Source organism: Limnohabitans sp. (assembly GCF_046052825.1).
Classification (GTDB): Bacteria; Pseudomonadota; Gammaproteobacteria; order Burkholderiales; family Burkholderiaceae_C; genus Limnohabitans.
The window spans coordinates 1-20,766 of the sequence record NZ_JAVLFP010000089.1 but is presented as its reverse complement, the minus strand read 5'-3'; the positions used below and the strand labels follow the sequence as shown (position 1 = coordinate 20,766).

The window sequence follows — 20,766 nt, the reverse complement described above, 5'->3', positions numbered from 1 at the left end:
GATCTACACGCGTAAGATCGTCGGCAGCGTCAGATGTGTATAAGAGACAGCGCAAATGCTTTTTCACAGTGAGCGGGTAATAGGTGCCGCCTTTGACGGTGGCGTCGTTGCACACGATCATGCAGTCGACTCCGCTGACGCGGCCAATGCCTGCAATCAAGCCCGCGCTCGGTGCCTCGTTGTTGTACATGTGGAGTGCGGCCAGCGGTGCCAGCTCTAAAAACGGCGTGCCCGGGTCGAGCAGCATCTGCACCCGGTCCCGCGGCAACAGCTTGCCCCGCGCCACGTGTTTGGCACGCGCCGCCTCGCCGCCACCTTGCTGGGCCTGCGCCACCTGAAGGTTCAGGTCGTCCACCAAAGCCCGCATGGCTTGCGCGTTGGCGGCAAAGTCTGCAGAACGGGGATTGAGTTGGGTGTGTAACTGCGGCATGGGCAACGGCCTTCTTTCAAATCAGCCCACAGGGTAGGCGCAAGGAGCGCACGGGATGCGCCAGGATGGTTGCAAATCGTGCCACAATAAATTCGACCCATGCCAAACGAACCGCGCCCCAAAACAATGCCCACGCAGACGACCACACGCGGCCGCGCCGAGACGCCCATTGCTTTTGTGCAAGCCATTGCAGCGGCTTACGCGGCACGCGGCCTGGACCCAGCAACAGCCCTGCGCGCAGCACAAATCGAGCCAAAACTTTTGCGCCTACCCAAGGCCCGCATCACCGCCACGCAAATGGAGGTGGTGTCGGGCGCGGCCATGCAAGAACTCGACGACGAGGGCCTGGGCTGGTTCAGCCGCCGCCTGCCCTGGGGCAGCTACGGCATGCTGGTGCGGGCCTCGCTCACCGCGCCCAACCTGGGGGTGGCACTGAAACGCTGGGGCCGCCACCACGGCTTGTTGACCCAAGACATTGACGTGCAGGTGCGCGTGCAAGACGGCGTGGCGCAGCTGCAATTGCATGAAGCGCGAGACCTGGGCGGCTACCGCGAGTTCTGCGTGGTGTCGGTGCTGCGCAATGCCTTGGGCGTGGCGTGTTGGTTGACCGACTCACGCATCCCGCTGCTGCGCACCACCTTGCAATTTGCCGCGCCCGCGCACCGCGCCAGCTACCACGTGCTGTTTGACGGCCCCACCGCGTTTGACGCGCCCACGCACAGCTTGCAGTTTGACGCCGGGTATTTGAGCCTGCCTGTGCGCCGCGACGAAGCCGCTTTGCAACGCATGCTGCAACGTGCCTTGCTCCTCACGGTGCGGCCCTATCGGCGCGACCGTTTGTTGGTGGAAAAGGTGCGCCACACCTTGGCCCAACACCCCGAGCACAGCCGCAATGCCGACGACTTGGCCGCATGGCTCAACCTGTCCACCCGCACGTTGCATCGACAGCTCAAAGAAGAAGGTGCGTCCTTGCAACAGCTCAAAGACGCGGTGCGACGCGACTTGGCCATCGACCTGCTGCACCGCAGCCAACGTCCGCTCAAGCAAATCGCCCAAGCGGCGGGGTTTCAGAACGAAAAGAGTTTCATCCGAGCCTTCAAAGGCTGGACGGGTCAGACACCGGATGCGTTCAGGAGCGCCTGAGGGCGCAACTACCAAATCTCAAGACGCAGAGATTGATTTGCAGGCACTTGTGCGAATGCCTTGTCACGGCTGACCAGTGTTGCTTTCGCGGTGATCGCGTGGGCAGCAATCATCATGTCGAAATCACTCAGGTTGATGCCTTGTGCTTCCAGCGTGGCGCACAACTTGCCGTAGCAAATGGCAACGTCTTCGTCCCAAGGCAACACGTCCATTCGCAGCAGCACTTGCGTCAGGGCGTTGCGCAAACGAACAGGCTGTCCCTTGCGATGCAAGCCATATTCAAGCTCCGCCAAGGTGACGCTCGACATGACCGCTTGCCCAACAGGAACCGCCGTCAACCGCGCCAGCAATTGGGCATCACGCCCCTGCATGATGTGGCTGACGACATGGGTATCGAGCATGAAGCGCTGGCTCATGCCTGCTCGCCCTCAAAAGGATCGCGCCGGGCACGGGTCTGACGGCGCTCAATCAGCACATCCTCGTCCTTGTTTTGAGCCACCACATCCAGCAGGCCTTGCCAATCGGTGGGCTTGCGCGACAACACGACATCGCCCGTGGCTGGGTCGTGCCGGATAAACACTTCGGGCACATCGAAGCGGAACTCCAATGGCAAGCGCACCGCTTGGCTGCGGCCCGTCACAAATACTTTGGCGGTTTGGTGCATGTGGACTCCCTTTGCCTGGCGATATATCTCATGATATGCACCGGCACACGCCATGTCAAGACAAGAGCTCACGCATGTCGTCAAACACATGCGTCGCGCCCGCTTGGCGCAGTGCGTCAGCTTGTCCATGCGCGGCATAACCCCAGACCGTGGCACCGGCGGCAACGCCTGCTGCTACGCCAATGGGCGTGTCTTCGATCGCCAAGCAGCGCGCGGGGTCTTGGCCCAAGTGCGCTGCGGCAGCCAGGTACACATCGGGGAAAGGTTTGCTGCGTGGTACTTCGTGGCCGCTGAAAATGCGTCCGTCAAAGAAATCGAACAAGCCCACTTGCGCCAGCATGAGGTTGATCTTGACGCGGTCTGCGCCCGAGGCACAGGCAATCTGCCCGTGGTGCACGGCATGCAGGTGCGCCACGGCTTGGTGGACATGGGGGATGGCGGTGATTTCGTTTTCCAGCCGCACATTGCGACGCTGGTAAAAGGTTTGCAACCAGTCTTCGGTGAAGGGCTGGCCGGTGTGGGCTTCGATCAGGTCTTTGCGGGTGCGCACGGTGTGCCCCACAAAGTGGGCCATGCACTCTTGCAGCGTGAGTTGCCAGCCCAACTCTTCAAACATGTCGCGCAACACACCACAGGTGATGGCTTCGCTGTCCACCAGCACACCATCGCAATCAAACAACACAGCATCGAATTTCATGGTGTGATTATCGATGCCCGTCGGTCGCTAACGCGGGTCACCGTCCACGTAATACCAGCGTCCGTCTTCGCGCACAAAGCGGCTGCGCTCGTGCAGGCGCACCGCGCGGCCCTCCACCCGATAGCGCGCCACAAATTCGACCTCGGCGGCGTCGACGCCTGTGGTCTGGTGCGCACGCACCTCCAACCCCAGCCACTTCGGGACTGGCTCAAAGTCAAGCGCCGCAGGACGCGTGCTGGCATGCCAGGTGGCGAGCAAGTAGGCCGCGTCTTGCAACACAAACGCGCTGTAGCGCGAGCGCATCAAGGCCTCGGCGGTGGGTGCTGGCACCGTGTCAAAGGCCGCGATGAAACGACCGCAACACTGGACATAGCTCAACGCACGCGGCTTGCCGTTGTGCTGGCCGCAGGGGCACGCGTCACCCGTTGCGGGTAGGGCAACGGCCCTCACGCCAGCGCACGCTGGATGATGATTTTTTGGACGTCGCTGGTGCCTTCGTAGATTTGGCACACACGCACGTCGCGGTAAATGCGCTCGACCGGAAAATCGCCCACCACGCCATAGCCGCCCAAGGTTTGAATGGCGGCACTGCACACGCGTTCGGCGGTTTCGCTGGCAAACAACTTGGCCATGGCGGCCTCTTTCAAACACGGCAAGCCCGCGTCGCGCAAACTGGCCGCGTGGTACATGAGTTGACGCGCCGCTTCGAGTTGCGTGGCGCAATCGGCCAAGCGAAAGCCCACCGCCTGGTGGTTGAAGATGGCGGTGCCAAAGCTCTCGCGGTCTTTGCTGTACTGCAAGGCCACCTCGAAGGCGCTGCGCGCCATGCCAATGCTTTGCGCGGCAATGCCAATGCGTCCGCCTTCCAGGGCCGAGAGAGCAATCTTGTAGCCCTCGCCTTCGGCACCAATCAAGTTCTCGGCGGGGATGCGGCAGTGGTCAAAGTTGATTTGCGCGGTGTCGCTGCTGTGCTGGCCCAGCTTGTCTTCCAGTCGCGCCACGTGGTAGCCCGAGGTGTGGGTGGGCACGATGAACGCGCTCATGCCTTTTTTGCCTGCACCCTTGTCGGTGACGGCAATGACGATGGCCACATGGCCGTTCTTGCCACTGGTGATGAACTGCTTGACGCCGTTGATCACATACGCGTCGCCTTCTTTGGTGGCGCTGGTCCTGAGCGCCGACGCGTCCGAGCCCACATGCGGCTCGGTCAAACAAAACGCGCCCAGCATTTGCCCTTGCGCCAAGGGCGTGAGCCATTGCTTCTTTTGGGCCTCATTGCCATAGCGCATGAGGATGGCGTTGACCGGGCAGTTGGTGACGCTGATGGCCGTGCTGGTGCCGCCGTCGCCAGCGGCAATTTCTTCCAACACCACCGCCAGGCTCAGGTAGTCCAGGCCCGCACCGCCTAAGTCTTCGGGCACGCAGATGCCATACGCGCCGAGCGCGGCCAAGCCCTGGTGCACCCCGACTGGGAAGTGGTGCTCTTTGTCCCAGCGCGCGGCATGGGGCCACAGCTCTTGTTGGGCAAAGTCGCGCACGGCGTCACGGATCATTTCTTGGTCGGCATTGAGCAGCATGGGGGCTCCAGCAAGGGGAATAAAGTCAGCTCACCAAGAGATGGCATGGCCGTCGTAGTTCAAAAACAGTCCCCGTTGCGCGGGGCTCAGGTGGGCCAGGGTATGCCGCAGATGGCGCGCACTGTCGCTGGCACTCAAGGGGGCGTTGCCGCCACCCATGTCGGTTTGAACCCAACCCGGATGCAAGGCCACCATGTGGGCGCGCGGGTAATCGTGCTGGGAGGTTCGCATGACCATGTTGAGCGCGGCTTTGCTGATGCGGTAAAGCGCAGCGTCACCCGACTGGGTGGTGTGCAAACTGCCCATTTGGCTGCTGATAAACGCCAGCACGCCGCCTGCGGACTCGACCGCGGGCGCAATTTGCGGCACGCTCATCATGGCACCCATGACATTGGCGTGCATCACACGGTCAAACGCGTCTTGGGTGGGTGGCGTGCGGGCACTGGCACGGTCCATCACGCCTGCCACGTAGATGGCCACATCCAACGACTCGCCATCGAGCTGCCAAGCCAGAGAAGAAACACTGGCCGGGTCGGACACATCCACACGCCAGCAGGTGGCACCCGCAGCCAACACACGGTCGCGGCCCGCATCGTCACGGGCCGTGCCAATGACACGCCAGCCGTCGGCCGCGTACTGCTGGGCCAAGGCCAAGCCAATGCCGCGCGAGGCACCGAGGATCAAAACGGTTTGCATACGAGGCCTCACTCAAAACACTTCAAGTGCCACGGCGGTGGCTTCGCCGCCCCCGATACACAAGGTGGCCAGGCCTTTGGTCAAGCCGCGCGCTTTGAGTGCGTGGATCAGCGTGACCATGATGCGTGCACCCGAGGCCCCGATGGGGTGACCCAAGGCACAAGCGCCACCGTGGACGTTGACCTTGTCGTGCGGCACCTTCAGGTCGGCCATCAAGGCCATGGGCACCACGGCAAAGGCTTCGTTGACTTCCCACAGGTCCACATCGGCCACCGACCACCCGGCCTTGGCCAAGGCTTTTTGGGTGGCCCCCACCGGAGCGGTGGCAAACCACTCGGGTTCTTGCGCGTGGGTGGCGTGGCTGACGATGCGCGCCAGCGGGGTGCAACCCAACTTCTTGGCGGTGCTCTCGCGCATCATCACCAGCGCAGCCGCACCGTCGTTGATGGACGAGCTGGAGGCGGCGGTGATGGTGCCGTCTTTTTTGAAAGCGGGTTTGAGGCTGGCGATCTTGTCGAGCTTGACTTTGCCGGGGCCTTCGTCGATCGAGATCACGGTCTCGCCGGCACGTCCCTTGACGGTGACGGGCGCAATTTCGGCAGCAAACGCGCCCGAAGCAGTGGCGGCTTTGGCACGCTCCACGCTGGCGGTGGCAAAGGCATCTTGTTGGGCGCGAGTGAAGCTGTATTTGGCGGCGCAGTCTTCACCAAACGTGCCCATGCTGCGGCCAGGTTCATACGCGTCTTCCAACCCGTCGAGCATCATGTGGTCAAAGATGCGGTCGTGGCCAATGCGGTAACCACCGCGCGCTTTGGGCAGCAGGTACGGTGCGTTGGTCATGCTCTCCATGCCCCCGGCCACCAACACGTCGTGCGAACCCGCCACCAACATGTCGTGCGCAAACATGGCCGCACGCATGCCCGAGCCACACATCTTGGACAAGGTGACCGCGCCCGCGCTTTTGGGCAAACCGCCTTTGAAGGCCGCTTGGCGCGCCGGCGCTTGACCTTGACCCGCCATCAAACAGTTGCCAAACAACACCTCGGTCACCAATTCGGGGTTGATGCCCGCACGCGCGACAGCGGCGGCAATGGCGACACCGCCCAAATCGTGTGCGGCCAGCGACGCGAAGTCGCTTTGGAAACTGCCCATGGGGGTGCGCGCTGCACCGACGATGACGATGGGGTCTGACATAAAGAAGTCTCCTGAAAGTTCAAAAAAACAAAGTCCTGCCCAGCGCGGGTCAGGTCGCCGTGCCACCACGCGGGTAGCGTTTGAATGCGTTGCGAAACACATCGACCACTTCGTGTGAGCCGTTCATGCTCACGCCCAGGTCTTTGACCAGTCCATCGTCGAGGCCATAGATCCAACCGTGGACGGTGATTTTTTGGCGACGACTCCAGGCGTCTTGCATCACGTTGGAGAGCGCCACATTGCCCACTTGCTCGATCACGTTCATCTCGCACATGACGCGCTCAAGCTCTTCTTGCGGCAAGTGGTTGAGGCGCTGGCGATGGCGCAAGCGCACGTCTTGCACATGGCGCAACCAGTTGTCGGCCAAGCCCACACGGGTTCCTCGGGTCGCGGCCAACACACCACCGCACCCGTAATGGCCAACCACCATGATGTGCTCGACCTTGAGCGCGTCCACCGCGTACTGAATCACGGACAGCGCATTCAAGTCGGAGTGGACCACCACGTTGGCCACGTTGCGGTGGACAAACACCTCACCGGGGTCTAAGCCCGTGATCTGGTTGGCGGGCACACGGCTGTCGGAGCAGCCGATCCACAGGTACTTGGGGTTTTGCTGGTTGGCCAGGCGGCTGAAATACGCCGGGTCCTGCTGGACCATGCTGTGCGCCCAGGCGCGGTTGTTGTCAAAAAGGTGTTGGAGCGAATTGGTCATGCGTGGATTGTGCCCAGCCAGCCCTGCGTTTAACAGGTCTCGGCAAACAATTCGCGACCAATCAGCATGCGCCGAATTTCGCTGGTGCCGGCACCAATTTCGTACAGCTTGGCGTCGCGCCACAAGCGGCCCAGGGGATAGTCGTTGATGTAGCCGTTGCCACCAAAAATCTGCACGCCCTCGCCCGCCATCCAGGTGGCTTTTTCGGCGCACCACAAAATGACCGAGGCGCAGTCTTTGCGCACTTGACGCACGTGGTCGGTGCCCAGCAGGTCGAGGTTTTTGGCGACGGTGTAGGCAAACGAGCGCCCCGCTTGCAACACGGTGTACATGTCGGCCACTTTGCCTTGGATGAGCTGGAACTCGCCAATGCTTTGGCCAAACTGTTGGCGGTCGTGGATGTAGGGGATCACGTTGTCCATCACCGACTGCATGATGCCCAAGGGGCCACCCGTGAGCACAGCGCGCTCGTAGTCGAGGCCACTCATCAACACCTTGGCGCCGTTGTTCAAACCGCCCAGGATGTTCTCAGCGGGCACTTCAACGTTGTGAAACACCAGCTCCCCGGTGTGGCTGCCGCGCATGCCCAGTTTGTCGAGTTTTTGGGCGATGGAAAAACCTTTCATGCCTTTTTCAATCAAGAAGGCGGTGACCCCTCGGGCACCCAGCTCGGGTTCGCTCTTGGCATAGACCACCAAGGTGTCGGCATCGGGGCCGTTGGTGATCCACATCTTGCTTCCATTCAACAGGTAGTAGCCGCCTTTGTCCTCGGCTTTGAGCTTCATGCTGATCACATCACTGCCCGCGCCCGGCTCGGACATGGCCAGCGCGCCCACATGCTCGCCGCTGATGAGTTGGGGCAAGTACTTTTGACGCTGTGCCTCGGTGCCATTGCGCTTGATTTGGTTGACGCACAAGTTGCTGTGCGCGCCATAGCTCAAGCCCACGCTGGCGGAGGCACGCGAGATTTCTTCCATCGCAATCATGTGGGCCAGGTAGCCCATGTTGGCGCCGCCATATTCTTCGCCCACGGTGATGCCCAACACACCCAAGTCACCCATCTTGCGCCACAGGTCCATGGGGAATTGGTCGTTGCGGTCGATCTCGGCGGCGCGTGGGGCGATCTCGGTTTGGGCAAAGTCGCGCACGGCATCGCGCAAAGCGTCGATGTCGTCGCCGAGTTGAAAATTCAGGCCGGGTAAGTTGTGCATGGGCGTCTCCTGCAAAAACATCAATAGGTTTGTTTGACCACCGCGAGGGTCTGCTGCATCAAGGCGCAAGGTGACTCGGTGCCGTCGGCATCCAAATGAATCACCTCGGCCGTGGTGATGACGAGCCGCTTGCCAGCGCGCACCACATGGCCTCGGGCGCGCAATTCACCGTCTTTGAAGGCGGCCAAAAAATTGATCTTGTATTCCACCGTGGCCACCTCCATGCCTTCAGCCACACAAGTGAGCCCGGCGTAGCCAGCGGCAATGTCCGCCAAAGCGCCCATGGCGCCGCCGTGGTAGCCGCCTTGTTGTTGGGTGACGCGCTCGGAGTAGGGCAGCGCAATCTCGACCTCACCAGGCGCCACCGAGACCAGGCGCGCTTGCAGATGCCGCATCATGCCCTGGCGCACAAAACTCGCCTCAATACGTTGGCGCAATGCGTCGGCTGTGCTGGGGGCGTGGGACGCTTCGGTCATGCGCGGGCGGCCTGGGTTGACTTTGGGGCTTTGGCTGACTTGGCGGAACTGCCCGTGCTCAGGCCCTGCTTGGCCAGCAGGCTGCGGGCTTCTTTTTCGTGGACTTTGACTTCGTCGAGATTAGCCTCTAGCTCGGCCATTTGTGCTTCGAGTTGTTGGCGGTGCTCTGCAAGCACCAGCAGGAATTTTTGCAACTGCGGCCCGGTGTCACGCGGGCTGTCGTACATGTCGATCAGCTCTTTGGCTTCGGTCAGCGACAAACCCAGGCGCTTGGCCCGCAGGGTGAGTTTCAGGCGGGTGCGGTCGCGATGGCTATAAATACGGTTGCGCCCGCCGGGTCCTGAGCGCTCGGGTTGGAGCAAACCCATGTCTTCGTAGAAGCGAATGGCGCGGGTGGTGAGGTCGAACTCACGCGCCAAGTCGCTGATGGAATAGGTGGTGGCCATGGGTGGGATGCTCTGTTGACGTTTACGTAAACGTCAATTATGACGGGTAAATTCAACACCCATGAAACTCAATGCCAGGGGGGCAGCAATTCTTCTTTCAAGACGCGTCGGCGTTGCGCGTAATCGGGCATGACGCTTTGGACTGTGTCCCAAAAGCGGGGGCTGTGGTCCATCACACGCAGGTGGCTCAGTTCATGCGCCACCACGTAGTCGATCACCGCCAGCTTGTGGTGCAGCAAACGCCAGTTGAGTCGTATGGCGCCGTTGGCGCTGGCACTGCCCCAACGGGTGGCGGCACTGCTGAGTGACAAGCGCTGCCACTGAACCCCAAGTTGTGGCGCAAAGTGGTTGAGCCGTTCGGTGAACAACGCTTTGGCCTGCCGCATCAGCCAGGCTTGCACCGCGTCGCGGATTTGTTCTGGCGTGGCGTGGTGCGGCAGTCCAAGACGCAAGGTGTGCAGGGGCGCCGACGGCTCGAACTGCGCACTGTGCTTCTTCAAGGTGGCACTGGAGTCGAGGCGCACTTGAAGCTGTTCACCGAGGTAGGGCAACACCACGCCATCGCGCCAGTCGATGCGGGCGGCGCCCAGTTGTTGTTGACGCTCGCCCATCTCGACCAACTTGCGGCCAATCCAATCGGCTTTTTCTCGCAGGGCAGACTCCACCTCTCCCAAGCTGACCCAGCGTGGCGCACTCACCTCCAAACCATCGGGACCGATGGCCATGCCGATGGTGCGACGCTTGCTGCGACGAAAGGCATAGGCAATGTCGGTGTGCCCCAACTGGATGCGCCGGGTGGCTCGCGGATGGGTAAATTGCGCAGAAGGCAAAACGTTGTCTAAGGGCTCCCCAGAGAAGCGGGCCACCGGGGGCTGGTTCTGCACCGGCTGGTGGGGCAGCTTTGTGGCTTCGGTGGTAGCGCTCGCCGCAGGCTGCGGCTGCCCCCCCGGCACGGCGCTGTCAAACAGGTCGAGCACGAGTTGCAAGAAGCGGCTCATGCGAGGGTGCTCACGGCTTGGGCGCGTAGGCCTCGGGGTCGAGGCGATGCATTTCTGATTCGATCCAGTGCTCGACTTCACGCATCAGCTCGTCCGGTTCGCGACCTAAACTTGGAATGGGCTTGCCAATGGACACGTCGACCACGCCCGGGTGCTTGATGAAGGCGCGACGCGGCCAGCATTTGGCCGAGGTGATGGCCACTGGAATGACGGGCGCGCCGGTGGCCACGGCCAAGCGTGTGCCGCCGCTTTTGTACTGCCCGCGCTGACCCCGAGGAATGCGGGTGCCTTCCGGGAACATGGTGACCCAGACGCCTTTGGCCAGCAGCGCTTGCCCCTGTTCGACCACTTTGGCAAAGGCTTTGGCGCGTTGGCTGCGATCAATGTGGATCATGTCGAGCTTGCCAATGGCCCAGCCAAAAAAAGGCACATACAGCAGCTCTTTTTTGAACACATAGGCGATGGGGTGCGGCATGATGGCTGGCATCAAAAACGTCTCGTAGGTCGACTGGTGTTTGACCAACAAAATGGCAGGGCTGGTGGCGCCATCGGGCAAGTTTTCTTGGCCTTGGATTTGGTAACGAATGCCCATGATGATGCGGGCCGCATCGATGCTCAAACGCAGCCACCGCGCCGCCCATCGGTAGAGGGTGTCGCCTCGCGCGCCACACAGCGAGGCGATCACGATGAGCGAGGCGTAGGGAATGATGGTGAAGAACATCACCGCCATGTGCAGGACCGAGCGAAGAACGGCCATCATGCGCGGCTGCCCGACTTGGACGACGATTTGCCTGAGGTTTTGCTGGCAGGCTCTGGTTGCAGCAACAGCCAATCGGCAAAGGCGGACACATCGGTGTGCACCAGGGTGCCAGGGGGGAATTCAGGGGGGAGTTCTTGGCCTCGGTATTTTTCGCCTTTGCCTGTGAGCACCAAGTGGGGCATGCATCCAGCAGCAGCGCCGGCTTGCAAGTCGCGCAAGGTGTCGCCCACCGTCGGCACGCGGGTCAACTCCATGCCATAGCGCTCTGCGATTTGTTCAAACAAGCCCGGCGCAGGTTTACGGCAATGGCAGTTGTCATCGGGGCTGTGCGGGCAATAAAACACCGCATCGATGCGCCCCCCCGCCGCCGCCAAGAGCTTGTGCATCTTGGCATGCATGGCGTTGAGGGCGGCCATGTCATAGAGACCGCGCCCCAAGCCCGATTGATTGGTGGCCACCACCACGTGCCAACCCGCGTGGTTGAGCCGTGCAATGGCGTCCAGCACGCCTGGCATGGGCACCCACTCGTCGGCCGATTTGACATAGTCGTCACGGTCTTGGTTGATGGTGCCGTCGCGGTCGAAGATGACAAGTTTGGTCTGCATGGTCGGTCGGTGCGTTGGGCGTTGCGTTGGACGTTGCTTGCTTTAGCTGGCCAAGCAGGCGAGATCGGCCACCTGGTTCATGGCCAAGTGCAGGCTCTTGAGCAAGCCTTGGCGGTTGAGGCGCAAGTCCATTTGCTCAGCGTTGACCATGACGCCATCGAAGAAGGCATCCACGGGTTCGCGCAAGGCGGCCAGGGTTTGCAACGAGGCGGTGTAATCGCCCGCTTCAAACTGGCTTTGGGCGAGCGGTGTGATCTGTTGCATCGCGATGTAGAGCGCTTTTTCGGCGGGCTCTTGCAACAAGATCTCACTGACGTGGGCGTCGACTTCTTGTGCTTTTTTCAAGATGTTGCCAATGCGTTTATTGGCCGCGGCCAAGGCGGCCGCCTCCGGCAAGGCGGCGAAGGCACGCACGGCGGTGAGACGTTGGCTGACATCGCTCAAGCGCTGAGGGTGCAGAGCCAACACGGCTTCGACTTCTTGCGCGCTGTAACCTTGCTCGCGCAGGCTGCCAGAGAGGCGGTCGTAGATGAAAGCGGTCAAGGCCACCGAAGGGTCGGTGATGAGCCCGCCAAAGGCAGGCACGGCTTGAGCGATGACGTCTTGCATTCCCAGCGGCACGTTGGCCTCGCTGAGCATGCGCACGAGGCCTAAGGCATGACGGCGCAGCGCAAACGGGTCTTTGTCTCCCGTGGGCAAGTTGCCAATGCCAAACATGCCCACCAGGGTTTCGAGTTTGTCGGCCAAGGCGACCACCAAGCCGACCGGGTTGCGTGGCAACGCGTCCCCTGCAAAGCGGGGTTTGTAGTGGTCTTCGATGGCTTGGGCCACGTCCTCGCCCAAGCCATCGTGGCGGGCGTAGTAGCCGCCCATGATGCCTTGCAGCTCGGGGAACTCACCCACCATGTCGCTGAGCAAGTCGGTCTTGGCCAACAAGGCGGCGGTGTCGACGGCCTGGATGAATGCCGCGCCGCCCAAGGCCGTGTTGGTCTGGGTGAGCAACTGGGCAATGCCAAGCGCGGTGGCGCGCACGCGCTCGGTGCGCTCGCCCTGCGTGCCCAGTTTGTTGTGGTAAACCACCTTGGACAAACCGTCCGCGCGAGAGGCCAAGGTTTTTTTGCGGTCTTGGTCATAGAAGAATTTGGCGTCGGCCAAGCGGGGACGAACCACCCGTTCGTTGCCACCAATCACCGCGCTGGCGTCATCTGGGCTGATGTTGCTGACCACCAAGAATTGGTGGGTCAACTTGCCTGAAGCGTCGAGCAGCGGGAAATATTTTTGGTTGGCCTTCATGGTCAAGATGAGGCACTCTTGCGGCACGTCGAGGAACTGCTTCTCGAACTCGCAGACGAGCACGTTGGGGCGCTCCACCAAGGCAGTGACTTCGTCCAACAAGGCTGCATCGTCAATCGCGCGCACGCCACCGCCCACTTGGGCCGCAGCGGCCAGAAGTTGGCGTGCGATGTCGGCACGACGCTCAACAAAGCTGGCGATGACTGCACCGTCTTGTGCCAAAGTGTCGGCGTAATGGTCGGCGTGTTGGAACACCACGGGGGACACCCGGGCTTCAAAGCGGTGACCCTGGGTGGTGTTGCCAGCGGTCAAGCCCAAGGCTTTGACAGGCACCACGGTGTTGCCATGCAAGGCCACCAGGCTGTGGGCAGGACGCACAAATTTGACGCTGCTCCAGCCCGGCAGTTCACAGTCAGACTCCAACTGGTAGCTCATGACTTTGGGGATGGGCAGTTTGGCGATGGCTTCGTCCAGGGCTTTTTGCAAGCCTTGGGCCAGGCTGGCACCGTGGGCCACGCTGTCGTAAAACAGGGCCTCGGCTTTGCCGTCAGGCGCACGCTTGAGTTGCGCCACAGCTTCGGGGCCGGCACCGATGGCCTGCAATTTTTTAAGCAAGGCGGGGGTGGGGTTGCCACTCGCGTCCAAACCCACACTGACGGGCATGAGCTTTTGTTGCACGGCACGGTCTGCGGCTTGCGCCACCACGTGGGTGATGTGCGCGGCCAAGCGACGCGGCGAGGCAAAGGGGGTAACGATGGACTCGGCCGAAGCAAGACCTTGCGCTTTGAGCTGCTCCAGCAAGACGTTTGAAAACGCATCGCCGAGTTTTTGCAGGGCTTTGGGCGGCAGCTCTTCGACGAAGAGTTCGATCAATAGGTTGGCTTTGCTCATGGTCAGGCGGCTTTCTTTGGCATGTGGGCCACCCATTCGCGCGGGGCCATGGGAAAGCCCAGGCGCTCGCGGCTGTCGTAATAGCTTTGCGCCACGGCACGGGCCAGGTTGCGGATGCGACCGATGTAGGCCGCACGCTCGGTGACGCTGATGGCGCCACGGGCGTCGAGCAGGTTGAACGTATGGGCGGCTTTGAGGACTTGCTCGTAAGCGGGCAAGGCGAGTTGTTCGGTCATGAGGTGCTGCGCTTGCTTTTCGTGTGCACCAAAAGCGGAGAACAAGAACTCGGCGTCGCTGTGCTCGAAGTTGTAGGTGGATTGTTCGACTTCGTTTTGTTTGTAGACGTCACCGTAGCTCAAGCCATCGGTCCAGGTGAGGTTGTAGACGTTGTCCACCCCTTGCAGGTACATGGCCAGGCGCTCCAGGCCGTAAGTGATTTCACCCGTGATGGGTTGACAGTCAATGCCACCGACTTGCTGGAAGTAAGTGAACTGGGTGACTTCCATGCCGTTGAGCCAAACCTCCCAGCCCAAACCCCAGGCGCCAAGGGTGGGGTTTTCCCAATCGTCTTCGACGAAACGGATGTCGTTTTTCTTCAGGTCAAAGCCGAGGGCTTCGAGTGAGCCCAGGTACAGCTCCAAGATGTTGCTGGGCGCGGGCTTCAAGACCACTTGGTATTGGTAATAGTGCTGCAAGCGGTTGGGGTTTTCGCCATAGCGACCATCCTTGGGGCGGCGGCTGGGCTGCACATAGGCGGCTTTCCAGGGCTCGGGGCCGAGGGCACGCAAGAAGGTGGCGGTGTGCGAGGTGCCGGCACCGACTTCCATGTCGTAGGGTTGCAGCAAGGCGCAGCCTTGGTCGGCCCAGTAGGTCTGGAGCTTGAGGATGATCTGTTGAAAAGTCAGCATGCAACAAAAGCCGACCGTGGGTCAGCAAGTTAGGGGTGCAGGTCAAAACGCCTGCCAACCCTTGATTTTACGGGGCGAAGCGCTGCTTTTTGCCGGTGTGTCTGTGGCTGGTGCTTGCTACTTGCGTGACGAACTGCAGTGCAGGCGCCACGCCAAGGCACACAAGACGAGAGCGGCCCACACGGCCAAGGGCCACAAGCCCCAGGTTGACACCCAACGGGCATAGGGCGTCGGCGGCCCATCGACGCCTTGCACCTGCGCTGTGAGCGCGCCTTGAACACCACTGGGCAAGCGGTGCGTGACCACCCCTTGGGCGTTGATGATGGCGGTGGCGCCCGTGTTGGTGGCGCGCAGCATAGGGCGCCCGAGCTCCAGGGTGCGCATGCGCGAGATGTTCAAGTGCTGGTCGATGGCGACCGTGTCTCCGAACCAAGCGATGTTGCTGAGGTTGACCATCACGGTAGGCGACGTGGCGGGGTTGGCAAAGCTTTGTGCCAGTTCTTCGCCAAACAAGTCCTCGTAACAAACGTTGGGGGCGATGCGTTCGCCATGCCAAAGCAGTGGGGGCTGCGACACAGCGCCCCGGGAAAAATCGCCTAAAGGAATGTGCATGAGGTCAACAAACCAGCGAAACATCGGAGGCACAAATTCGCCAAAGGGCACCAGGTGGTGTTTGTCGTAACGATACATCGCGTTGTCTTGGCCAGGAAAAAGGGCCAGGGCTGAGTTGGTGTAGCGCAGACGGCCTTCACCGTCGCGCGTGCGCATGGGCAAACCCACCAAGGCCGCCTGTTGACCTTGTGCATACCGCTGCTGCAAGATCGCCCAATAGCCGTCGGGCAACAACTCAGGCAACAACGGCACGGCGGTTTCGGGCGTGACGATGAGGTCAGCTCTGTTGTGCAGCAAAGCCTCTTGGTAATCGTGCAACGCCATGCTGACACCGGCGCCAAATTTCAGGTCTTGTGGCACGTTGCCTTGCAACAAGGTGACGGTCAATGCCGGCTTTGCGCGCAAAGCCTGAGGCGGTGGTTGCTGCAAAGGGGATGTGCCCCACGTCACGCCCATCACGCCGACGACCAGCAGTCCAGGCCAACCGCCGAGGTCACGCCAGCGCAGTGGCGTGACGCCTTTTTTTGTCCAGCACGCGGCTCCCCACATGGCGAGCCCAGCACTGATGGCACTCAGCCCATAGACGCCGACCCAAGGCGCCCATTCGCGCAGCATGCTGTCCACATGCGCGTACCCTGCAGCCGCCCACGGAAAACCGGTCCACAGGGTGCCACGCACCAACTCAGCCAAGAGCCAAACGGCTGAGAACGCAAGGGCTCGCTGCATGACGCAGGCATTTTGCGCACAGAGGCGGTGGTAGATCCAACTTGCAGTGGCGTAAATGAGAGATAAGCCAGCCGCCAAAAGGAAGACCGCCAAAGCGGCCAAGAGGGCAGGCAGCCCGCCATAGTTGTGCATCGAAATGTAGAGCCACCAGGTGCTGGCCACCAACCAAGCGGTGGCGAACCACCAGCCTGCCCAAAAAGCCTGCTTGGCGCTGGTACAACGCACCAGTGATAAGGCAAATCCGGTCAAACTGATGAGCTGCAGACAACCGGAGGTCTTCCCTTGCCAGTCCCCCGCAAAAGGCCAAGCCATGGCCAAAGCTTGAGCCACGCCGAGAACGATCAGACCAACTACCCAGCTCAGGTGCAGAGAGGTGTGGCGCAGGCTCACAACCATGTGAATTAAGACTTAGGCTCTTTGAGTGGCGCGGGGTAGACCTTGAACCACTTCACGGCCCCCGCTTTTGTGTGCAGCACCTCAAAGCGCAGTTGCAGCCAGTCGAAGTGTTCGCCACGTCGTGGCACATGGCCCATTTCATGGGCAATGAAGCCGCCAATGGTGTCGAATTTGTTGTTTTCGCCCGCGTCTTCATCATGACGGGGTTCAATTTCAAAAGCTTCGGTCACGCGTTCGATGGACGTGTCGCCGCTGACCCGGTAGGTTCGGTCAGCCAAAGCAAAGATGTCACCGGCGTCTTCTGCTTGGTCGAACTCGTCTTCGATGTCTCCAACGATTTGTTCCAACACGTCTTCGATGGTGATGAGTCCAGCGATGCGACCAAATTCATCGACCACCAACGCCATGTGGTTGCGCGTATTGCGAAACTCACGCAACAAATCGTTGAGCCCCTTGCTTTCGGGAACAAAAACAGGGGGCCTTAACAGGGTGCGCACATTCAATGTGGGGGAACGCTGTAGCTTGAGCAAGTCCTTGGCCAACAGGATGCCCACCATGTTGTCGCGCTCATTTTCAAAGACTGGAAATCGGGAGTGTCCAGTGTCGATGACTTGGTGCAAGCTGTCGTCAAGGGTGGCGTCGATGTCAATCAAGTCCATGCGCGGCGCGGCGACCATCACGTCGCCTGCGGTCAAGTCGGCCATGCGCAACACACCTTCGAGCATGACGCGGCTTTCTGCGCCGATGACGTGGTTGTCTTCTGCATCGGACAATGCGTCCATCAGTTCTTCGCGGGAATCGGGGCCGGGATGAATGAATTCAATCAGCCTCTGCCAGTAACTGCGTTTGTCAACTGGTGCTGCGTCTCGGTAATGCGGATCGGTCACTGTGGTGCGGCGTACTGCCGCGAGAGTCGTTAAGGCTCAAGCATAGCCCAAGCGGATGACAAGTTACTCCGCAGATTGATGTCGGCTGGTGCGAACACCTTGGCGGATTTCCTGCACCTTGGACAAGAAGTCCCAAAATCTTTTGGCATCCTCTTTGATGCTGTAGTTGACTTTTGCATATTGATCCACCACAAGTTCAGTGACGCGACTGTCCAAGTCGCGCTTTGGCAAACTCAAGTAGGCCTCTGTTTCTGATCCATCACGCTCTAAGGTGGCGCCACTTTTTCGCGCGATCCAAATCATCGGTGCGTTTTCACTCAAGGCATGGATGTAGATTTCCGAGACTTTTTCGTTGCGTGCGTGCATGACGGCACGTTCGAAGAGTCGTGCACCATACCCTCGTCCACGTGCATAGGCCAAAACAGACACACCAAACTCAGCACTGGAAGGACGACCGGGCGCTTCCATCAAGGCGAGATGGGCCATGGCCACGATATGAAGGTTTCGATTGAAGATGCCGTAGATTTCATCGCGCTCAAAGTTGAGTCCGTCGATGTAGCGTGTGATTTGTTCGTCGTTCGCAGCATAGCCAAAACGCAAATATCGGTCGTGTGAAGACAACGCCAGTAAATGACGCCTGATTTTCGGCAATTGCTCTGGACCTAAATGACAAATGGGTATCAACACACCCTCCGTGTCCGGCTTGATCTCTTGTGGAAGTCCTGTCAAACGTAACAAGTGACGTCCCGCCTCAACGGTTGTGCGGGCCAGTGTGTGTGTCAGTGTCATAGCCAGCATTATAAGGGTTTTCCCTATTTCGTGTCTGTGATGGGGTCTGAAGTTCAGACTGGACTTCCCACGCAACGGTAGACAAACTCAAGCCTCAAATTGAGGCGCGTTCAAACGCCTCTGGACTAACGCCTCCCAGATGGCTATGGCGTCGGGTTCGATTGTAAAAAGCTTCGATGTAATCAAATACATCTCCTCGGGCCAAATCTCGAGTTTTGTAAATACGCTTTCGAATACGCTCTTTTTTCAAAGAACTGAAGAACGATTCAGCTACTGCGTTATCCCAACAATTGCCGCGACGACTCATGCTCGGCAACAGTTGGTTTGCATCGCAAAACCGTTTCCAATCATCACTGCCGTATTGACTGCCTTGATCCGAATGTACTATTACCTCTTGCTTGGGTTTACGTCGCCAAACCGCCATCATTAAGGCATCTAAGACCAATTCTTTTGCAATCGTAGGCTTCATGGACCAGCCAACCACCCCACGCGAGTGCAAGTCCAAAACAACTGCCAAATACAGCCAGCCCTGCCATGTTCGAATGTAGGTAATGTCCGTGACCCATACACGGTCGGGCGCGTCGACTGTGAATTCTCGATTGACACGGTTTGGCGCAAGAATTGACGGCCGGCCCTTGACTGTCTTTGGGCTTTTATAGCCGCGTATGGCTTGTATCTTGTTGTTACGCATGATTCGCTCCACGCGATGCTTGCCGCATGTCTCGCCAGCCTCTCGTAAATCAGCAAACACGCGCGGCGAACCGTAGACGCCGCCACTGGCCACATATGAGTCACGGATCAGCTCAAGTAGGCGTTCGTCTTGAATCGCACGTTTTGAGTTTGGTTGGTGTAGCCAGGCATAGAAACCTGCACGCGCAACCTTCAATACCCGACACATTGTTGCGACTCTGTATTCGTGTCGATGCTCATTGAAGAAACGGTACTTCACTCGAGCTCCCTTGCAAAGTACCGAGCGGCCTTTTTTAGAATATCGCGCTCCTCCTCTGAACGATGAAGTTGAGCTCTTAGTCTGAGAATTTCACTTTTTGCAGCGAGCAGCTCGGAGGCTTGCTGATCTGTTTTGTCTGGCTTAACAGCATTAACCCACTTGTAGAGGCTGTGTGCTGAAACGCCAAGCCTTGCTGAGACATCAGCGACTGAATAGCCTCGCTCGGTGATTTGACGAACTGCTTCGTCCTTAAATTCAGGGGTAAAACGTGGTGGTGACATGGTCTGCTCCTATGAAGAAATCATAGGCCCGAGCTGTCTACTGCACCGTGGGAAGTCCAGTTTTGACATCATATTTGTCTACTGATTTGGGGGAATGCCAGTAAAGTACAGCGATAGCCACTCAATACGCAACATCCATTGAATTTAACTTTACCAACTGGTTTGACCTTATTCCAGCGAGGCTGGTTGTCGGCAAACAACGTCTTGCTGCAAGATTCTCACCAAGCAATTTTGGTCGATACCGGGTATTGGACGCACAGTGCGCAAACACTTGATCTTGTGCGTTCTCGGCTTGGTCCTCAGCCTTTGACTCAAATCATCAATACGCACCTGCACAGCGACCATTGTGGCGGGAATGCAGCACTGCAAAGCGCATTTCCGGCTTTGGAGACTCTGGTGCCACCGGGTCACGCGAATTTTGTCTTCGACTGGGATCCTGCTTCGCTGACCTACACCCCAACCGGGCAATATTGCCCTCAGTTCACGGCGGACGGTGTTATTTCTTCGGGTGATCGTTTCACCGTGGCGCATCACGAGTGGCTGGTACTTGCCGCACCCGGACACGACCCGCATTCTGTGATTCTTTACTGCGAAGAGACTGGCGTATTGATTTCTGCAGATGCACTTTGGGAAAACGGATTCGGCGTTGTTTTCCCTGAAATTGAAGGGATTGAAGCATTTGATGAAGTGGGCAAAACGCTTGACTTGATTGAATCACTGAACGTCACGTTGGTGATCCCAGGCCATGGCGCAGTTTTTCAAGACATCGCAGTGGCGCTTACAAACGCCCGGTCACGGCTCGCCAGTTTTCGTGCAGATCCAAGAAAGCATGCGAGCTACGCCGCGAAAGTGCTAATCAAATTTAAATTGCTTGAATTACAAACTACCCAGATCACTATGTTCCAGCAATGGGCTTATGGATGTGATTATTTAAAAACACTGCAATACCGGTATGCACCACATCAGCAATTCGATGCATGGCTTGATGAACTATTGGCCAGCCTTGAAAAAGGCGGTGCAATCAAACGCAATGACTCAGTTCTAACGAACATATAAAAACAAAAACCCCCACTCACTGAGTGGGGGTTTCTGAGGGCTGTAATAGCCTGACGATGTCCTACTTTCACACGGGAACCCGCACTATCATCGGCGCTAAGTCGTTTCACGGTCCTGTTCGGGATGGGAAGGAGTGGTACCAACTTGCTATGGTCATCAGGCATAACTTGTTGTCACCTTGACTGTGTCAAGGCAACGAATTCATAGAGTTTGGAATTAGCTTTTGATCTTTCGACCATTTTTGAATGCGTCACTTGGCATAACTTCCTTGATCATTTCTGAATCAAAGTTATAGGGTCAAGTCGCACGAGCAATTAGTATCAGTTAGCTTAACGCATTACTGCGCTTCCACACCTGACCTATCAACGT

General features: G+C 59.1%; 23 protein-coding genes and 2 rRNA genes. 2 read left to right on the top strand and 23 right to left on the bottom strand.

Annotation, left to right across the window (positions count from 1 at the left end):
* Window positions 1-430 (bottom strand): carboxyl transferase domain-containing protein (locus ACKWJN_RS14615; RefSeq protein ID WP_408598093.1); only part of this gene is annotated, 430 nt, incomplete at its 3' end.
* A 99-nt stretch (window positions 431-529) separates the two neighbouring features.
* Here ACKWJN_RS14615 and ACKWJN_RS14610 point away from each other — a divergent pair.
* Window positions 530-1,573 carry an AraC family transcriptional regulator gene (locus ACKWJN_RS14610; RefSeq protein WP_408598091.1) on the top strand — a complete coding sequence of 348 codons (1,044 nt, stop codon included), beginning with the start codon at window positions 530-532 and terminating at the stop codon, window positions 1,571-1,573.
* An 8-nt stretch (window positions 1,574-1,581) separates the two neighbouring features.
* Here ACKWJN_RS14610 and ACKWJN_RS14605 read toward each other — a convergent pair whose 3' ends face one another.
* The 20 genes from ACKWJN_RS14605 to ACKWJN_RS14510 all read right to left on the bottom strand — a co-directional run bounded on the left by ACKWJN_RS14605 (window position 1,582) and on the right by ACKWJN_RS14510 (window position 19,341).
* Window positions 1,582-1,989 carry a type II toxin-antitoxin system VapC family toxin gene (locus ACKWJN_RS14605; protein ID WP_408598089.1) on the bottom strand — a complete coding sequence of 136 codons (408 nt, stop codon included), beginning with the start codon at window positions 1,987-1,989 and terminating at the stop codon, window positions 1,582-1,584.
* The gene (locus ACKWJN_RS14600) at window positions 1,986-2,237 is read right to left on the bottom strand and encodes an antitoxin (protein ID WP_408598087.1); all 252 of its coding nucleotides are present in this window, start codon (window positions 2,235-2,237) and stop codon (window positions 1,986-1,988) included. The genes ACKWJN_RS14605 and ACKWJN_RS14600 overlap by 4 nt, the downstream gene beginning before the upstream one ends.
* 55 nt (window positions 2,238-2,292) lie before the next feature.
* Window positions 2,293-2,934, bottom strand: a complete 642-nt coding sequence (locus tag ACKWJN_RS14595) for an HAD family hydrolase (protein WP_408598086.1) — start codon at window positions 2,932-2,934, stop codon at window positions 2,293-2,295.
* Between the two features lie 27 nt (window positions 2,935-2,961).
* Complete coding sequence (locus ACKWJN_RS14590) at window positions 2,962-3,384, bottom strand: YchJ family protein (protein WP_408598084.1); 423 nt, start codon at window positions 3,382-3,384, stop codon at window positions 2,962-2,964.
* On the bottom strand, window positions 3,381-4,511 hold the full coding sequence (locus ACKWJN_RS14585; RefSeq protein ID WP_408598082.1) for an acyl-CoA dehydrogenase family protein: 1,131 nt from the start codon (window positions 4,509-4,511) through the stop codon (window positions 3,381-3,383). The genes ACKWJN_RS14590 and ACKWJN_RS14585 overlap by 4 nt, the downstream gene beginning before the upstream one ends.
* Before the next feature lie 30 nt (window positions 4,512-4,541).
* Window positions 4,542-5,207, bottom strand: a complete 666-nt coding sequence (locus ACKWJN_RS14580) for an SDR family oxidoreductase (protein WP_408598080.1) — start codon at window positions 5,205-5,207, stop codon at window positions 4,542-4,544.
* 12 nt (window positions 5,208-5,219) lie between these two features.
* Window positions 5,220-6,401 (bottom strand): acetyl-CoA C-acyltransferase, encoded by a 1,182-nt coding sequence (locus tag ACKWJN_RS14575; RefSeq protein WP_408598078.1) that lies wholly within the window; start codon window positions 6,399-6,401, stop codon window positions 5,220-5,222.
* A 49-nt stretch (window positions 6,402-6,450) separates the two neighbouring features.
* Window positions 6,451-7,113 (bottom strand): carbonate dehydratase, encoded by a 663-nt coding sequence (gene can / locus ACKWJN_RS14570; RefSeq protein ID WP_408598076.1) that lies wholly within the window; start codon window positions 7,111-7,113, stop codon window positions 6,451-6,453.
* 29 nt (window positions 7,114-7,142) lie between these two features.
* Window positions 7,143-8,324, bottom strand: coding sequence for an isovaleryl-CoA dehydrogenase (locus tag ACKWJN_RS14565; protein WP_408598074.1), 1,182 nt, complete (start codon window positions 8,322-8,324; stop codon window positions 7,143-7,145).
* 20 nt (window positions 8,325-8,344) lie between these two features.
* Complete coding sequence (locus tag ACKWJN_RS14560) at window positions 8,345-8,800, bottom strand: PaaI family thioesterase (protein WP_408598072.1); 456 nt, start codon at window positions 8,798-8,800, stop codon at window positions 8,345-8,347.
* Window positions 8,797-9,246: a MerR family transcriptional regulator gene (locus ACKWJN_RS14555; protein ID WP_408598071.1), complete on the bottom strand. Its 450-nt coding sequence runs from the start codon at window positions 9,244-9,246 to the stop codon at window positions 8,797-8,799. The genes ACKWJN_RS14560 and ACKWJN_RS14555 overlap by 4 nt, the downstream gene beginning before the upstream one ends.
* A 68-nt stretch (window positions 9,247-9,314) precedes the next feature.
* Window positions 9,315-10,244: a M48 family metallopeptidase gene (locus tag ACKWJN_RS14550; RefSeq protein WP_408598069.1), complete on the bottom strand. Its 930-nt coding sequence runs from the start codon at window positions 10,242-10,244 to the stop codon at window positions 9,315-9,317.
* 10 nt (window positions 10,245-10,254) lie between these two features.
* The gene (locus ACKWJN_RS14545; protein ID WP_408598067.1) at window positions 10,255-11,001 is read right to left on the bottom strand and encodes a lysophospholipid acyltransferase family protein; all 747 of its coding nucleotides are present in this window, start codon (window positions 10,999-11,001) and stop codon (window positions 10,255-10,257) included.
* Window positions 11,001-11,609: a D-glycero-beta-D-manno-heptose 1,7-bisphosphate 7-phosphatase gene (gene gmhB, locus ACKWJN_RS14540; protein ID WP_408598065.1), complete on the bottom strand. Its 609-nt coding sequence runs from the start codon at window positions 11,607-11,609 to the stop codon at window positions 11,001-11,003. Before gmhB ends, ACKWJN_RS14545 begins: the two co-directional genes overlap by 1 nt.
* A 42-nt stretch (window positions 11,610-11,651) precedes the next feature.
* The gene (gene glyS / locus ACKWJN_RS14535) at window positions 11,652-13,793 is read right to left on the bottom strand and encodes a glycine--tRNA ligase subunit beta (RefSeq protein WP_408598063.1); all 2,142 of its coding nucleotides are present in this window, start codon (window positions 13,791-13,793) and stop codon (window positions 11,652-11,654) included.
* A gap of 2 nt (window positions 13,794-13,795) precedes the next feature.
* Entirely contained in the window at window positions 13,796-14,701 is a 906-nt protein-coding gene (gene glyQ / locus ACKWJN_RS14530) for a glycine--tRNA ligase subunit alpha (protein ID WP_408598061.1), read from the bottom strand.
* A 117-nt stretch (window positions 14,702-14,818) separates the two neighbouring features.
* Window positions 14,819-16,351 carry an apolipoprotein N-acyltransferase gene (gene lnt / locus ACKWJN_RS14525; protein ID WP_408598059.1) on the bottom strand — a complete coding sequence of 511 codons (1,533 nt, stop codon included), beginning with the start codon at window positions 16,349-16,351 and terminating at the stop codon, window positions 14,819-14,821.
* 89 nt (window positions 16,352-16,440) lie between these two features.
* Window positions 16,441-17,322: an HlyC/CorC family transporter gene (locus tag ACKWJN_RS14520; RefSeq protein WP_408598057.1), complete on the bottom strand. Its 882-nt coding sequence runs from the start codon at window positions 17,320-17,322 to the stop codon at window positions 16,441-16,443.
* Between the two features lie 63 nt (window positions 17,323-17,385).
* Complete coding sequence (locus ACKWJN_RS14515; RefSeq protein ID WP_408598055.1) at window positions 17,386-18,111, bottom strand: GNAT family N-acetyltransferase; 726 nt, start codon at window positions 18,109-18,111, stop codon at window positions 17,386-17,388.
* Window positions 18,112-18,205: 94 nt separating this feature from the next.
* Window positions 18,206-19,341, bottom strand: a protein-coding gene (locus ACKWJN_RS14510; protein ID WP_408598053.1) for an IS3 family transposase whose coding sequence is annotated in 2 segments (ribosomal slippage) — window positions 18,206-19,098 and window positions 19,098-19,341 — 1,137 coding nt in all. Because the reading frame shifts where the segments join, the coding sequence is not laid out codon by codon here.
* 138 nt (window positions 19,342-19,479) lie between these two features.
* Between ACKWJN_RS14510 and ACKWJN_RS14505 the strand changes: the two genes are divergently transcribed.
* Window positions 19,480-20,397, top strand: a complete 918-nt coding sequence (locus ACKWJN_RS14505; RefSeq protein ID WP_408598051.1) for an MBL fold metallo-hydrolase — start codon at window positions 19,480-19,482, stop codon at window positions 20,395-20,397.
* 48 nt (window positions 20,398-20,445) lie between these two features.
* Here ACKWJN_RS14505 and rrf read toward each other — a convergent pair.
* Window positions 20,446-20,558, bottom strand: a 5S ribosomal RNA gene (rrf, locus tag ACKWJN_RS14500).
* A 132-nt stretch (window positions 20,559-20,690) separates the two neighbouring features.
* A 23S ribosomal RNA gene (locus tag ACKWJN_RS14495) occupies window positions 20,691-20,766 on the bottom strand; the annotation flags it as partial.

Coding starts and splice junctions, on each gene's coding strand:
- ACKWJN_RS14555 (WP_408598071.1), bottom strand. CDS start 9,246: ATGGCCACCACCTATTCCATCAGCGACTTGGCGCGTGAGTTCGACCTC.
- ACKWJN_RS14515 (WP_408598055.1), bottom strand. CDS start 18,111: ATGACACTGACACACACACTGGCCCGCACAACCGTTGAGGCGGGACGT.
- ACKWJN_RS14610 (WP_408598091.1), top strand. CDS start 530: ATGCCAAACGAACCGCGCCCCAAAACAATGCCCACGCAGACGACCACA.
- ACKWJN_RS14595 (WP_408598086.1), bottom strand. CDS start 2,934: ATGAAATTCGATGCTGTGTTGTTTGATTGCGATGGTGTGCTGGTGGAC.
- ACKWJN_RS14560 (WP_408598072.1), bottom strand. CDS start 8,800: ATGACCGAAGCGTCCCACGCCCCCAGCACAGCCGACGCATTGCGCCAA.
- ACKWJN_RS14565 (WP_408598074.1), bottom strand. CDS start 8,324: ATGCACAACTTACCCGGCCTGAATTTTCAACTCGGCGACGACATCGAC.
- ACKWJN_RS14545 (WP_408598067.1), bottom strand. CDS start 11,001: ATGGCCGTTCTTCGCTCGGTCCTGCACATGGCGGTGATGTTCTTCACC.
- ACKWJN_RS14605 (WP_408598089.1), bottom strand. CDS start 1,989: ATGAGCCAGCGCTTCATGCTCGATACCCATGTCGTCAGCCACATCATG.
- ACKWJN_RS14600 (WP_408598087.1), bottom strand. CDS start 2,237: ATGCACCAAACCGCCAAAGTATTTGTGACGGGCCGCAGCCAAGCGGTG.
- glyQ (WP_408598061.1), bottom strand. CDS start 14,701: ATGCTGACTTTTCAACAGATCATCCTCAAGCTCCAGACCTACTGGGCC.
- ACKWJN_RS14575 (WP_408598078.1), bottom strand. CDS start 6,401: ATGTCAGACCCCATCGTCATCGTCGGTGCAGCGCGCACCCCCATGGGC.
- ACKWJN_RS14550 (WP_408598069.1), bottom strand. CDS start 10,244: ATGAGCCGCTTCTTGCAACTCGTGCTCGACCTGTTTGACAGCGCCGTG.
- lnt (WP_408598059.1), bottom strand. CDS start 16,351: ATGGCTTGGCCTTTTGCGGGGGACTGGCAAGGGAAGACCTCCGGTTGT.
- ACKWJN_RS14580 (WP_408598080.1), bottom strand. CDS start 5,207: ATGCAAACCGTTTTGATCCTCGGTGCCTCGCGCGGCATTGGCTTGGCC.
- ACKWJN_RS14585 (WP_408598082.1), bottom strand. CDS start 4,511: ATGCTGCTCAATGCCGACCAAGAAATGATCCGTGACGCCGTGCGCGAC.
- can (WP_408598076.1), bottom strand. CDS start 7,113: ATGACCAATTCGCTCCAACACCTTTTTGACAACAACCGCGCCTGGGCG.
- glyS (WP_408598063.1), bottom strand. CDS start 13,793: ATGAGCAAAGCCAACCTATTGATCGAACTCTTCGTCGAAGAGCTGCCG.
- gmhB (WP_408598065.1), bottom strand. CDS start 11,609: ATGCAGACCAAACTTGTCATCTTCGACCGCGACGGCACCATCAACCAA.